We start from the raw sequence: 12,543 nt of genomic DNA on the forward strand, positions 1-12,543 counted from the left end.
CTCCTACTTCAACTCCAGTGCGTCGAGGACCGCTTGGGCGACCTCTTCGGGGGTGCGGCCGTCGGTGGCGACGGTCACGCGCGCCACCTCGGTGTACAGGGGGCGGCGGGCCTCCATCAGCTCGCGCCACTGCTTGCGCGGGTTGACGGCCAGCAGCGGCCGGGCGACGTTGAGGCCGGTGCGCCGGACCGCCTCCTCGACGTCCATCGAGAGATAGGCGACGGGCAGTGGGGACAGCAACTCCCGTGTCCCCGCGTCGAGGACCGCGCCGCCGCCGAGGGCGAGGACGCCCTCGTGTTCGGCGACGGCGGCCCGTACGGCCCGCCGCTCCAGCTCGCGGAAGTGCGGCTCGCCGTCGTCGACGAAGATGTCCGAGATCTCCCGGCCCTCGGCCGCCACGATGTCCGCGTCGGTGTCCCGGTACACGGCGCCGAGCCGTTCGGCCAGCAACTGCCCGACGGTGGACTTGCCGACGCCCATCGGGCCGACGAGGACGACCAGCGGGCCGCTCATCGAATCCTCAGCTGCTCAAGGTACGACCGCACGTTGCGCCGGGTTTCGGTGACGCTGTCGCCGCCGAACTTCTCCGCGACGGCGTCGGCCAGGACCAGGGCGACCATCGCCTCGGCGACGATGCCCGCGGCCGGGACGGCGCAGACGTCGGAGCGCTGGTGGTGGGCCTTGGCGGGCTCGCCGGTGGTGACGTCGACGGTGGCGAGCGCGCGCGGCACGGTTGCGATGGGCTTCATCGCGGCGCGGACCCGCAGCAGCTCGCCGGTGCTCAGTCCGCCCTCGGTGCCGCCGGAGCGGCCGGTGGCGCGGCGGATCCCGTCCTCGGTGACCAGGATCTCGTCGTGCGCCTTCGAGCCGGGGACACGGGCCAGGTCGAAGCCGTCGCCGACCTCGACGCCCTTGATGGCCTGAATGCCCATCAGCGCCGCGGCGAGCCGGGCGTCGAGACGGCGGTCCCAGTGGACGTGCGAGCCGAGGCCGACGGGCACCCCGTACGCCAGCACCTCGACGACGCCGCCGAGGGTGTCGCCCTCCTTGTGGGCCCGGTCGATCTCGGCGACCATCGCCGCGCTGGCGTCGGCGTCGAAGCAGCGCACGGGGTCGGCGTCGAGCCGCCCGACGTCGGCGGGCGTCGGGACGACACCGCGGGGCGCCTTGGCCGCGGCCAGTTCGACGACGTGGCTGACGATCTCGATGCCGGCGGTCTCCTCCAGGTACGACCGGGCGACGGTGCCGAGCGCGACCCGGGCCGCGGTCTCCCGGGCGCTGGCGCGCTCCAGGATCGGCCGGGCCTCGTCGAAGTCGTACTTCTGCATGCCGGCCAGGTCGGCGTGGCCGGGGCGCGGCCGGGTGAGCGGGGCGTTGCGGGCCAGCTCGGCGAGCACCTCGGGGTCGACCGGGTCGGCCGACATGACCTGCTCCCACTTGGGCCACTCGGTGTTGCCCACCATCACGGCGACCGGGGAACCCAGGGTGAGCCCGTGGCGCACCCCGCCGAGGAAGGTGACCTCGTCCTTCTCGAACTTCATCCGCGCCCCTCGGCCGTAACCGAGCCGTCGCCGCGCCAGCGCGTCCGCCACCATCTGCGTGGTGATCGGGACGCCGGCGGGGAGACCCTCCAGCGTCGCCACGAGTGCGGGGCCGTGCGACTCCCCCGCGGTCAGCCAGCGCAACCTGCTCAACGGTGCTCCTCATGCTCGCGCCTGCAACTGCGACGGCGCGACCGGGTGCGCGGCCCCGGCCCGCCGCCACGATCCTCCCACGTCCGGGGGCGTGCACCGGCCGCGGTCCAGCAGGCGGACGTCCGCTCCCCGCCCTCAGCGGGGGTCAGCGGGCGGCGAGCGCCGCCTCCCCGGCCCGTCGCATGGCCGCGAGCGGCGCCGGGACGCGGCCGGTCATCAGCTCGACCTGGAGCACCGCCTGGTGCACCAGGAGGTCGAGTCCCCCGACGACCGAGCCGCCGCGGGCCGTCCACGCGGCGGCCAGCGCGGTCGGCCAGGGCTCGTACAGCACGTCGAAGAGCGTGCCGGGCCGCTCCGGTACGGCGCCGGTCAGCGCGTCGGTGGTGCCGGCCGGAGTAGTGGCGATGACCAGGGGGGCGTGCAGCGCCTCGTCGGCCCGTGCCCAGTCGGCGGTCCTGACGTCGACGCCGAGGCGCTCGCCCCAGCCGAGCATCTCCCGGCCGCGTTCCGCACTGCGGACGTACGCCGTGACCGGCCCCGCGCAGACCTCGGACAGGGCGGCGAGCGCCGAGGAGGCGGTCGCCCCGGCACCGAGGACGGCAGCCGATTCGACCTTCTCGACGCCGCGTTCCCGCAGGGCGGCGATCATGCCGGGGATGTCGGTGTTGTCGCCGGTGCGCCGGCCCTCCTCGGTGAACACGACCGTGTTGACGGCCTCCACCGACGAGGCGGTCTCGCTGACGGAGTCCAGCAGCGGGATGACCACGCGCTTGAGCGGCATGGTCAGGGACAGTCCGGCCCAGGAGGAGTCGAGTCCATCGACGAAGCCGGGCAGTGCCTGCTCGTCGATCTCGAACCGGTCGTACGTCCAGTGAGCGAGGCCGAGTTCCGCGTACGCGGCCCGGTGCAGGACCGGGGAGAGCGAGTGGGCGATGGGCGAGCCGAGGACGGCCGCGCGGCGCCGGTCATTCGAGGGCATCGAACTTTTCCTTGAGTTTCAGGAAGTCGTCGTAGTTCTTGGCGAATTCGGTCTTGCTGTTTCCGTCGGTCGCCACGAAGTAGATCCAGCCGTCCGAGGTCGGTTTCAGCACGGCGGCCAGCGCCTCCGCCCCGGGATTTCCGATCGGACCGGGCGTCAGACCCTTCTGGGTGTACGTGTTGTACGGGTCCTGGTTCTTCTTGATCTCCTGTTCACCGATCTTGATCTCGCTCTGGCCCTTGAGATAGTTGTACGTCGAGTCGAACTGCAGATAGCGGTTCGTCTCGGTATTCGTCACCTTGAGGCGGTTGTAGACGACCTCGGCCATCTTCCGGAAGTCGTCGTGCGTCTTGCCCTCGGCCTGGACCAGGCTAGCGGTGGTGAGCAGTTCCCAGGCACCGTTCAGATCGTGCTTCTTGGCATTGCCTTCGAGATCGAGTTTCTTGTACTCGGAATTCGCCCGGTCGACCATCATCTTGAGGACGGTCTCGGGCTTCATCCCCTTGGTGACCGGATATCCCGCCGGATAGAGGAATCCTTCCAGCGGGTCCTTGAGTTTCTCGTGCCCCTGCGCCCAGGCCGGCAGTCCGAGCCGGCCCGTGTCGTTCACGGCGACGTCCTTGGTCGTTCCGGACTTGACCCCGAGCCGTTTGTCGATCATCGCGTAGACCGCGCCGTTGCGCGTTCCCTCGGGGATGATCAGCAGGTTCTGGTTCTTCGGGTCGACCATCATCTTGACGGCCTCGGCCGCGGACATCTTCTCGCGGAGCAGATAGACGCCGGCCTGGATCTGCCCGCCGCTGGGGTTCTCCTTCTGCGCGGCGACGAACGCGTCGACGCTCTTGACGACCCCCTTCTTCTTCAGGATGTTGCCGATGTCGTAGCCGTAGGCGCCCTTCTCGATCTCGACCTCGACCTGGCCGGTGCCCTGTCCGACGTAGTCCGGCGGGGCACCGAACTTGTCCTGCCAGAACGAGTAGCCGAGGTACGCCGCTCCCCCGGCACCGCCGATCAGGACCACCGCGACGCCCAGACAGGCGCAGCCGTTGCGGCTCTTCTTCTTGCCCTTGCCCCGGCGCTCGCCGCCACCGCGCGCGGTCCGGCGCGACGCGGGCGGATCGTCGTCGTACGCGTCGTCCTCGTCCCCGTGGTCGTCCTTGCCGCCCGGGGCGTCGGTGCCGGTGAAGAAGGGATGGGTCTCTTCCGGCTGGTCCTCCGGGTCCCAGTCCGGGTGCTTCGCCTGGGCCGGTCCGGGGGTCGGTCCGGGGGCGGCGTCACGGCCGGCCGGGGGCTGCGGCGGCGGATAGGCGCCCTGCGTGCCGTACGGGTCGGGCGTCTCGCCGTAGCCGCCCTGCCGACCGCCGTACGGGTCGGCCGCGTGGGGGTCGTGCGGCTGCTGCCCCGTGTCCCAGCCGCCGTCGCCGTACGGGGGCTGCTGGGCCTGCGGGGGCTGCTGCTGCGCGTACGGGTCCTGCGGGGTTCCGTACGGGGGCTGCTGCAGGTGGTACTGCTGCCCGTACGGATCGGACGGGTGCGGGTGCTGCGCGTACGGGTCCTGGTGCGGCTGCTGCGCGTAGGGGTCCTGGTGCGGCTGCTGTGCATGGCCGTCCTGGCCGTACGGACCCTGGTGGTAGGGGTCCTGCTGGTAGGGGTCCTGAGGGTAGGGCTGCTGCCCGCCGCCGTACTGGTTCCGGCCGTGGGCGGACTGCTGTCCTCCCCATCCCTGGTCCCCGTACAAGGGGTCCTCGGGATGCCACGGTTCGGAGCCGGGACCCCGGCCATACTCAGTCATCGATCCCCTAGAGCCGCGAGACGGTGTTCCGTCTCTTCGCTGTGCGGTGCTTGTTCGAACACCGCCGCATCGCGCGGAACGTTACCGTATCGCGATCAGCGGGCCATTTCGACGCCTTCGCCCGGCGCTCTGCCGGACGCCCGTTCGGACTCCAGGGCGTTCTGGAGGATCACCACGGCCGCCGCCTGATCGATGACGGAACGGCCCTTCTTCGACTTCACGCCCGAGGCGCGCAGTCCCTGACTGGCCGTCACCGTGGTCATCCGCTCGTCCACCAGCCGCACCGGAATGGGTGCGACGGAGCGGGCCACCTCCTGGGCGAAGACCCGGATCTTGGCGGCGGCCGGCCCTTCGCCGCCGCCGAGGGAACGCGGCAGGCCGATGATGATCTCGATGGGCTCGTACTCCTCGACGATCTGCCTCAGCCGCCGGTGGGCCGCCGGGACGTCGCGTCCCGGCACGGTCTCCACCGGCGTGGCGAGGATCCCGTCGGGGTCGCACGAGGCGACCCCGATCCGGGCGTCTCCGACGTCGATCGCGAGACGGCGGCCGCGGCGCATCCCCGTCGCTCCCGTCACGTCCGCCGTCACGCCGTCTCGGCGACGAGGCGTTCGACGGCGGCCACGGCCTCGCCGACGGCCTCGGGGTTCTGGCCGCCACCCTGCGCGACGTCCGGCTTGCCGCCGCCTCCGCCGCCGAGGGTCTTGGCGGCCGTGCGGACCAGGTCGCCCGCCTTGAGACCGCGTTCACGGGCGGCCTCGTTGGTGGCGATCACGGTCAGCGGGCGCCCGTTCGCCGTGGTGAACAGGGCCACGACGGCCGGACGGCCGCCCTGGATGCGTCCGCGCACGTCGAAGACCAGCTTGCGCAGGTCGTCGGCCGAGGTGCCGTCCGGGACCTGTCCGGTGACCAGGGCCACGCCCCGGACGTCCTCGGCGGACTCGGCGAGCCCGGCGGCGGCCTGGAGGACCTTCTCCGCGCGGAACTTCTCGATCTCCTTCTCTGCGTCCCTCAGCTTGCCGAGCATGCCCGCGATCTTCTCCGGAAGCTCCTCGGGACGTCCCTTGACCAGCTCCTGGAGCTGGGCGACGACCGTGTGCTCGCGGGCGAGGAAGTTGTACGCGTCGACGCCGACGAGGGCCTCGATGCGGCGCACACCGGAACCGATGGACGATTCGCCGAGCAGCTTCACCAGACCGAGCTGGGCGGTGTTGTGGACGTGCGTGCCGCCGCACAGCTCCTTGGAGAAGTCCCCGATGGTGACGACCCGGACCTGCTCGCCGTACTTCTCGCCGAACTCGGCGATGGCGCCCTGCTTCTTGGCCTCGTCGATCGGCATGACCTCGGCGTGCACGTCGAGGTCGCGGGACAGGACCTCGTTGATCTTCTGCTCGACGTCGGTGAGGACCGTGCCCGGCACGGCCGACGGCGAACCGAAGTCGAAGCGGAAGCGGCCCGGCGAGTTCTCCGAACCGGCCTGGGCGGCCGTCGGGCCCAGCGCGTCGCGCAGCGCCTGGTGCGTGAGGTGCGTGGCGCTGTGGGCGCGGGCGATGGCGCGGCGGCGGGTGGTGTCGATGGCGGCGTGGGCCGCGGCGCCCACGGTCACCTCGCCGACCTGGACCGAGCCCTTGTGGACGGAGACGCCGGGCACGGGCTGCTGGACGTCGCGGACCTGGATGACGGCCCCGCTGTCCAGCCGGATCCGGCCCTGGTCGGCCAGCTGGCCGCCGCCCTCGGCGTAGAACGGGGTGCGGTCCAGGACGACCTCGACCTCGTCGCCCTCGGAGGCGGCGGGCGAGGGCACGCCGTCGACGAGCAGGCCGACGACGGTGGACTCGCCCTCGGTGGTGGTGTAGCCGGTGAACTCGGTGGTGCCGGAGCTGTCCGCGACCGTGCGGTAGGCGGACAGGTCGGCGTGGCCGGTCTTCTTGGCCTTGGCGTCGGCCTTGGCCCGCTCCCGCTGCTCCTTCATCAGGCGGCGGAAGCCGTCCTCGTCCACGGACAGGCCCTGCTCGGCGGCCATCTCCAGGGTGAGGTCGACCGGGAAGCCCCAGGTGTCGTGGAGCAGGAACGCCTTGTCGCCGGAGAGGACCCTGCCGCCGACGGCCTTGGTCTCGGTGACGGCGGTGTCGAGGATGTTGGTGCCGGCCTTCAGCGTCTTGAGGAAGGCGGCCTCCTCGGCGAGGGCGACGGTCTCGATCCGCTTGCGGTCGGTGACCAGCTCCGGGTACTGCTGCCCCATCGTGTCGACCACGACGTCGACCAGGTCCTTGACGACCGGCCCGGTGGCGCCCAGCAGCCGCATGTTGCGGATGGCACGGCGCATGATGCGGCGCAGCACGTAGCCCCGGCCCTCGTTGCCGGGGGTGACGCCGTCGCCGACGAGCATCACGGAGGTGCGGATGTGGTCGGCGACCACACGCAGCGAGACGTCGCTGTCGTGGGCCTTGCCGTAGGCGACGCCGGTGAGCTCGGTGCCCTTGTCGATGACGGCCTGGAGCGTGTCCGTCTCGTACATGTTCTGGACGCCCTGCAGGATCATGGCGAGGCGTTCCAGGCCGAGGCCCGTGTCGATGTTCTTCGACGGCAGGTCGCCGAGGATCGGGAAGTCCTCCTTGCCGTCACCGGCGCCGCGCTCGTACTGCATGAAGACCAGGTTCCAGATCTCCACGTAGCGCTCGTCGTTGACGGCCGGGCCGCCCTCGGGGCCGAACTCGGGGCCGCGGTCGTAGTTGATCTCGGAACAGGGACCGCAGGGTCCGGGGACGCCCATGGACCAGAAGTTGTCCTTCTTGCCCAGGCGCTGGATGCGCTCGGCCGGCACGCCGATCTTGTCGCGCCAGATCTGCTCGGCCTCGTCGTCGTCGAGGTAGACCGTGATCCACAGCCGCTCGGGGTCGAGGCCGTAGCCACCGTCCGCCACGGAGCTGGTGAGCAGCTCCCAGGCGAGCGAGATGGCGCCCTCCTTGAAGTAGTCCCCGAAGGAGAAGTTGCCGCACATCTGGAAGAACGTGCCGTGCCGGGTGGTCTTGCCGACCTCCTCGATGTCCGGCGTGCGCACGCACTTCTGCACGCTGGTGACACGCGGGGCGGGCGGCTTGACCTCACCGAGGAAGTACGGCTTGAAGGGCACCATGCCCGCGGGGACCAGCAGCAGAGTCGGGTCGTCCGCGATGAGCGACGCCGAAGGGACGACGGTGTGACCGCGCTCCTCGAAGAAGCTCAGCCAGCGGCGACGAATTTCAGCCGACTCCATCAGTGGTCCTCATTCCGGTTGTGCGAGTTGGGGGTGTACGGGCTGCCGGGAGGCGTGCGGCGATCACTGGCCGCGAGGGACCGGTGCGGTCCGACGGGCTCGGCCGCCTCGACGACGGCGAAGCGGGGCCGCGCCGGGGACTCGAGGTCGACCGGTGCCTCCAGGCCCAGCGCCTCGCCGAGTTCCGCCTCGCGCCGCGCCATGGACTCACGGACGTCCAGGGCGAAGTCCTTGATCTTGTGACCGGCCTCGACGGCCCGGTCGGCGGCCTGTGCCGCGAGGCTCTCGGGGGTCAGCTGCCGGAGCTTGCGGTTGACCTTGGCGGTGGCCCACACACCGGCTGCCGCGCCGGCGGTGAACCAGAACGTGCGGCGGAACATCGCTGCGTCAGTCCTTCGGTCCGCGGGGGTTTCTGCCGGTGCGCTTCCCACCGCGCGCGGGGGGCACGGCTCGGCCGACGATCACCGTGCGCCGGGGCGTCCGGCGGGCGGCTTCCGGTTCGGCTCCGGACCGGCGGCCGATGGCCTGCCGGACCCCGTACCCGAACGCGGCCACCTTGACGAGCGGTCCGCCGAAGGTCGAGGCGACGGTGGTGGAGAGCGCCGAGGCGTTCGAGGTGACTTCCTGGACGTCCGTCGCGATCGCGTCGACCCGGTCGAGCTGGCTCTGCGCGGAGCGCACGGCGGCGGAGGCGTCCGCGAGCAGCGGAACGGCCTGTTCGGTCACGTCCGCCACGAGTTCGGTGGTCGCCCTGAGCGTCTGGGCCAGCCTCACCAGTACGACGGCGAGGAACGAAACCAGGATCGCCCAGAAGACGGCCACCAGGATCCCGGCCACCTCTCCACCGGACACTGCGCACCGCTCTCTGGATAGTCGCTGTCTTTGTACTGCCTCTTCTTCGGTACCGACGCCCTCCACCACGAAGGCGAGTCGTCGTCTCCCGAGCCTATCGCGCCGGTGGTCGCACTCCGTACCGCTTTCCCGGAGGACAGACGTGCGATCCCATCAGGTGATTGTACGGAGAGCACCCGAACAAGTACTGTGCGTGTTTCATGCGACCCCCTCAACGTCCCCTCGGGCTTCCCCACGGCCCGAGCACCCCCACCGCTGTCGGCAACCTCCCGGCGGAACTCAGCGAATTCGTGGGGCGGGAGGCCGAACTCGCCGCGCTCGGCCGCCTGATGGACCGGGTGCGGCTCGTCACCGTGTCCGGCGCGGGCGGGGTGGGCAAGACCCGCTGCGCCCTCAAGGTCGCCACGTTCTTGGAGAAACGGTACTGCGGCGATGTCCGCGTGGTGGAGCTGTCCACCGTCCACGACCCCGAACTGCTCGATCACGCCGTGGTCGACGCCCTGGGCCTCAGCGACCACACCGGCCGACCGCCCCGCACGATCCTCCGCGACGAGCTCACCGGGCGCCGGCTCCTCCTGGTGATCGACGGCTTCGAGCATCTGGTGGACGCCTGCGCCGGTCTGGTGGGCGAACTGCTGCGGCGGCACCCGCGGCTGCGGGTGCTGGCCGCCGGCCGGCTTCCGCTGGACGTGGACGGCGAGCACGTCTTCCCGCTCGCGCCGATGACGGACGAGGACGCGCTGCGGCTCTTCACGGAGCGCGCCGCGGCGGTGCGGCCGGGCTTCCGGCTGACCGAGCGCAACCGGGCGGCCGTGCGGGAGCTGTGCCGCCGCCTCGACGGCATCCCGCTCGCGCTGGAACTCGCCGCGGAGCGGCTGCGCGCCCTGTCCGTCGAGGAGGTGCTGCGCCGCCTGGACGACCGGTTCCGGCTGCTGGCCGGCTCCAGCCGCAGCGCGCTGCCGCGCCACCGCACGCTGCGGACGGCCATCGGCTGGAGCCACGAGCTCTGCACTCCGGAGCAGCGTCTGCTGTGGGCGAGGCTCTCGGTGTTCGCCGGGCAGTTCGACCTGGAGGCGGCCGAGTACGTCTGCGGCGGCGCCGGTCTGCCGGCCGACTCGGTGCTCGAAGCGCTGGGCGGGCTGCTGGCGCGGTCGGTCGTGGTACGTGAGGAGCCGGCGGCCGGCAGCCGGTACCGGATGCTGGACACGATGCGCGAGTACGGCGCCGAGTGGCTGGAGGCCGCGGGCGACACCGACCGGCTGCGCCGCCGCCACCGCGACTGGTTCGTCGGGCTCGCGACCTGGTGCGAGCTGGACTGGTTCGGCCCCCGGCAGCACCAGGTGGCCGCCCGGGCGGCGAGCGAGCTGCCGAACCTGCGGCAGGCGATGGAGTGTTCGCTGGAGATCCCGGGCGAGGCCCATCTCGCGCAGTACCTGGCGGGCACCCTCTGGTTTCTCTGGGTGGGCTGCGGGCGCCTCGCGGAGGGCAGGCGCTGGCTGGAACACGTGCTGGAGGAGGAGTCGCCGTACGACTCCTCGCGGCTGAAGGCGCTGTGGGTGCTCGGACAGGTCGCCGTGGTGCAGGGCGACCCGGTGGGTGCGATCGCCGCGCTCCACGAGTGCCGGGAGGAGGCGGACCGGGCGGGCGACGCCACGGCCACGGCGTACGCGGTGCACCGGCTGGGCTGCCTGGCACTCGTCACGGACGACATCGCCAGGGCGCGGGAGCTGCTGACCGAGGCCCTCGGCCGCTACTGGGAGCTGGGCGAGCTGAACAGCAACGTGCTGATGGCCCGGGTCGAACTCGCGATGGCGGTCGCGTTCTGCGGGGATCTCGACGAGGCGATGGCGATCTGCGAGGAGGTCACGGAGGTCTGCGACGACCTCGGGGAGCGGTGGGCCCTCTCGTACGCCCTGAACGTCCGGGCCTTCGCCGCATTGCAGGAGGGGCGGCCGGGCCGGGCCCGGGCACTTCTCGGGGAGTCCCTGACCGATGCGCACACCTTCCACGACCTGGTGGGCTCGGCGCTCGCCCTGGAGCTGCTGGCCCTGGTCACGGTGGTCGAGGGGGACGCGGCGGAGGCCGCGCTGCTGCGGGGGGCCGCCGACCGGATCTGGGCGTCGGTGGGACCGCCCCTGTTCGGTTCGGCGTACTTCGGGCGGTCGCGGGCACGCTGCGAGCGCCTGGCGCGACGGGAGCTGGGCGATGGGCCGTACGAGGCGGGGCTGCGCGCGGGCGCCCGGCTGGACCTGGACGCGGTGGTGGCGAGGGTGCTGGCGAGCGGACCCGCCGACGGACGCCGGGCACCCGGCCGTCCCCGCGGGACGGTGCCGGGTCCCGGAAAAGCACTGGGGCCCGCTCCGTCCCCCATTCCGGGGGCGGGCGGGCCCGAGCGCGAACCGTGAGCTACCGCACGCGGATCAGCGGGCGTAGTACTCGACGACGAGCTGCTCGTCGCAGATGACCGGGATCTCCTTGCGGTTCGGGTCCCGGTCGAGACGGAAGGCCAGGGCCTTCAGGTTCACCTGCAGGTAGCGCGGGGTCTCGCCGTCGGTGGCGTAGCCACCCTCACGGGCCACCTGGAAGGGGTGCTTGTCGCGGCTGCGCTCGCGAACCGTCACGACGCTGTCGGGGCGGACGCGGAAGGACGGCTTGTCGACCTTGCGGCCGTCGACCTCGATGTGACCGTGCACGACCATCTGGCGCGCCTGGTAGATGGTGCGGGCGAGGCCCGAACGCAGCACCAGGGCGTCGAGACGGCGCTCCAGCTCGACGACGAGCGCCTCGCCCGTCTTGCCCTCGGTCTTCTTGGCGCGCTCGTAGGCGCGGACCATCTGCCGCTCGCTGATGTCGTACTGGGCACGCAGACGCTGCTTCTCCAGCAGACGGACCTTGTAGTCCGAGTTCTGCTTGCGGCCACGGCCGTGCTCACCCGGCGGGTAAGGACGGGCCTCGAAGTACTTGACGGCCTTCGGCGTCAGCGCGATACCGAGCGCGCGGCTCTTCTTGACCTTGGGACGCGACTGGTTAGGCACGTTCTCCAGACCTCCGTTGTAGGTTAGGTTAGGCTGACCTTACTTGAGGAGATCGCATGTCTCGCCCGGGGAACACCACGCACATCACGGACAGCACTGACAGCGTCGACACCTCTGAAGGTGCCGATACGACGGAGGGCCGATCAGATCGTGGCCAGCCGCGTCCCGGCGGGCTTGAGACCGCTCGGATGCCGTCAGCAGCCGAGCGCACACGAACTCTCCTACAGAATACCTGCTCGGCGGCACTGCTCGTGCCCGGGCTGCGGACGGCCTGCTGGGACGAGCTGACGCCGTCGTCCAGGAGCGTGGGCCCCGACGGCGATCTGTTCCTCGAACTGCCCGCCGCCTCCCGCGCCGCACGGGCCGCGGCGCACGCCCAGGACGACGAACTCGCCGCGGTGCTGGAGCTCACGGACGTCGCCCCGGTCGCCGTACCGCACCGGATCCGTGCCCGCGCCCGGGTCTCGGGGTGGCTCACGACCGTGCCGGGCCTGTCGGGACCCGGCCGGACGACGCTGCGGCTGGAGACGGCCGAGGCCCATGTCGACGACCTGTGGGGCGCCGAGGCGGTCGGGGCCGACGCCTTCCGGGACGCGGCGCCCGATCCGCTCGCCGGTCACGAGGCGGAGCTGCTCCAGCATCTGCACGCGGCCCACGGGGAGCAGCTGGACACGCTGGGCGCGCTGCTGGGCGGGCGGGCGGAGGAGCGCCGCGCGGCCCACCGCCTGCGCATCGTCCCGCTGGCGCTCGACCGGTACGGGCTGCGGGTACGCGTGTGCGAGGACCGCGAGCTCTGCTTCGACGCGCGCTTCGAGTTCCCCGAGCCCGTGCGCGATCTCGCCGGACTGCGCCGGGCCATGTACACGCTCTTCGAGGCGGCGGCGCGCTGAACCGGGCCGCGCCGCGCCGACGCATGGGCTCCCGTGCACCCGCCG

At 71.8% G+C, this 12,543-nt stretch carries 11 protein-coding genes; 2 read left to right on the forward strand and 9 right to left on the reverse strand.

Translation table 11 applies throughout. The annotated features are described in order from the left end of the window. Window positions 1-3 precede the first annotated feature (3 nt). The 8 genes from ACIHCL_RS19435 to ACIHCL_RS19470 form a co-directional block, all read right to left on the reverse strand. The gene (locus tag ACIHCL_RS19435; protein WP_399863302.1) at window positions 4-513 is read right to left on the reverse strand and encodes a shikimate kinase; all 510 of its coding nucleotides are present in this window, start codon (window positions 511-513) and stop codon (window positions 4-6) included. Further along, window positions 510-1,694: a chorismate synthase gene (gene aroC, locus ACIHCL_RS19440; RefSeq protein ID WP_399863304.1), complete on the reverse strand. Its 1,185-nt coding sequence runs from the start codon at window positions 1,692-1,694 to the stop codon at window positions 510-512. Before aroC ends, ACIHCL_RS19435 begins: the two co-directional genes overlap by 4 nt. A gap of 145 nt (window positions 1,695-1,839) precedes the next feature. Next, complete coding sequence (locus tag ACIHCL_RS19445; RefSeq protein WP_399863306.1) at window positions 1,840-2,673, reverse strand: shikimate dehydrogenase; 834 nt, start codon at window positions 2,671-2,673, stop codon at window positions 1,840-1,842. Then, a complete protein-coding gene (gene mltG, locus ACIHCL_RS19450) occupies window positions 2,660-4,465 on the reverse strand; it encodes an endolytic transglycosylase MltG (protein ID WP_399863308.1) in 1,806 nt (601 codons plus the stop codon). The genes ACIHCL_RS19445 and mltG overlap by 14 nt, the downstream gene beginning before the upstream one ends. 95 nt (window positions 4,466-4,560) lie before the next feature. Then, window positions 4,561-5,025 carry a Holliday junction resolvase RuvX gene (ruvX, locus tag ACIHCL_RS19455; protein WP_399863311.1) on the reverse strand — a complete coding sequence of 155 codons (465 nt, stop codon included), beginning with the start codon at window positions 5,023-5,025 and terminating at the stop codon, window positions 4,561-4,563. A gap of 26 nt (window positions 5,026-5,051) precedes the next feature. After that, window positions 5,052-7,721: an alanine--tRNA ligase gene (gene alaS / locus ACIHCL_RS19460; protein WP_399863313.1), complete on the reverse strand. Its 2,670-nt coding sequence runs from the start codon at window positions 7,719-7,721 to the stop codon at window positions 5,052-5,054. Then, complete coding sequence (locus ACIHCL_RS19465) at window positions 7,721-8,101, reverse strand: hypothetical protein (protein ID WP_399863316.1); 381 nt, start codon at window positions 8,099-8,101, stop codon at window positions 7,721-7,723. The genes alaS and ACIHCL_RS19465 overlap by 1 nt, the downstream gene beginning before the upstream one ends. A 7-nt stretch (window positions 8,102-8,108) precedes the next feature. After that, the gene (locus ACIHCL_RS19470; protein ID WP_399863319.1) at window positions 8,109-8,558 is read right to left on the reverse strand and encodes a DUF948 domain-containing protein; all 450 of its coding nucleotides are present in this window, start codon (window positions 8,556-8,558) and stop codon (window positions 8,109-8,111) included. A 215-nt stretch (window positions 8,559-8,773) separates the two neighbouring features. Here ACIHCL_RS19470 and ACIHCL_RS19475 point away from each other — a divergent pair, with 215 nt between their 5' ends. Beyond that, a complete protein-coding gene (locus ACIHCL_RS19475; RefSeq protein WP_399863321.1) occupies window positions 8,774-10,978 on the forward strand; it encodes an ATP-binding protein in 2,205 nt (734 codons plus the stop codon). Between the two features lie 15 nt (window positions 10,979-10,993). Here the strand turns inward: ACIHCL_RS19475 and rpsD are convergent, their stop codons facing one another. Continuing rightward, window positions 10,994-11,608, reverse strand: a complete 615-nt coding sequence (rpsD, locus tag ACIHCL_RS19480) for a 30S ribosomal protein S4 (protein ID WP_399863323.1) — start codon at window positions 11,606-11,608, stop codon at window positions 10,994-10,996. A gap of 188 nt (window positions 11,609-11,796) precedes the next feature. On the opposite strand from rpsD, the gene ACIHCL_RS19485 reads away from it, so the two are divergent. Continuing rightward, window positions 11,797-12,498 carry a DUF2470 domain-containing protein gene (locus ACIHCL_RS19485; RefSeq protein WP_399863325.1) on the forward strand — a complete coding sequence of 234 codons (702 nt, stop codon included), beginning with the start codon at window positions 11,797-11,799 and terminating at the stop codon, window positions 12,496-12,498. Window positions 12,499-12,543: the final 45 nt, after the last annotated feature.

It is taken from the genome of Streptomyces sp. NPDC052042, assembly GCF_044548345.1.
Taxonomy (GTDB): domain Bacteria; phylum Actinomycetota; class Actinomycetes; order Streptomycetales; family Streptomycetaceae; genus Streptomyces.

Excerpts from the sequence above, each read along its gene's own strand:
- ACIHCL_RS19475 (WP_399863321.1), top strand. The coding sequence starts at position 8,774 with ATGCGACCCCCTCAACGTCCCCTCGGGCTTCCCCACGGCCCGAGCACC.
- alaS (WP_399863313.1), bottom strand. The coding sequence starts at position 7,721 with ATGGAGTCGGCTGAAATTCGTCGCCGCTGGCTGAGCTTCTTCGAGGAG.
- ACIHCL_RS19465 (WP_399863316.1), bottom strand. The coding sequence starts at position 8,101 with ATGTTCCGCCGCACGTTCTGGTTCACCGCCGGCGCGGCAGCCGGTGTG.
- ACIHCL_RS19445 (WP_399863306.1), bottom strand. The coding sequence starts at position 2,673 with ATGCCCTCGAATGACCGGCGCCGCGCGGCCGTCCTCGGCTCGCCCATC.
- ACIHCL_RS19435 (WP_399863302.1), bottom strand. The coding sequence starts at position 513 with ATGAGCGGCCCGCTGGTCGTCCTCGTCGGCCCGATGGGCGTCGGCAAG.
- mltG (WP_399863308.1), bottom strand. The coding sequence starts at position 4,465 with ATGACTGAGTATGGCCGGGGTCCCGGCTCCGAACCGTGGCATCCCGAG.
- ACIHCL_RS19485 (WP_399863325.1), top strand. The coding sequence starts at position 11,797 with ATGCCGTCAGCAGCCGAGCGCACACGAACTCTCCTACAGAATACCTGC.
- ruvX (WP_399863311.1), bottom strand. The coding sequence starts at position 5,025 with ATGCGCCGCGGCCGCCGTCTCGCGATCGACGTCGGAGACGCCCGGATC.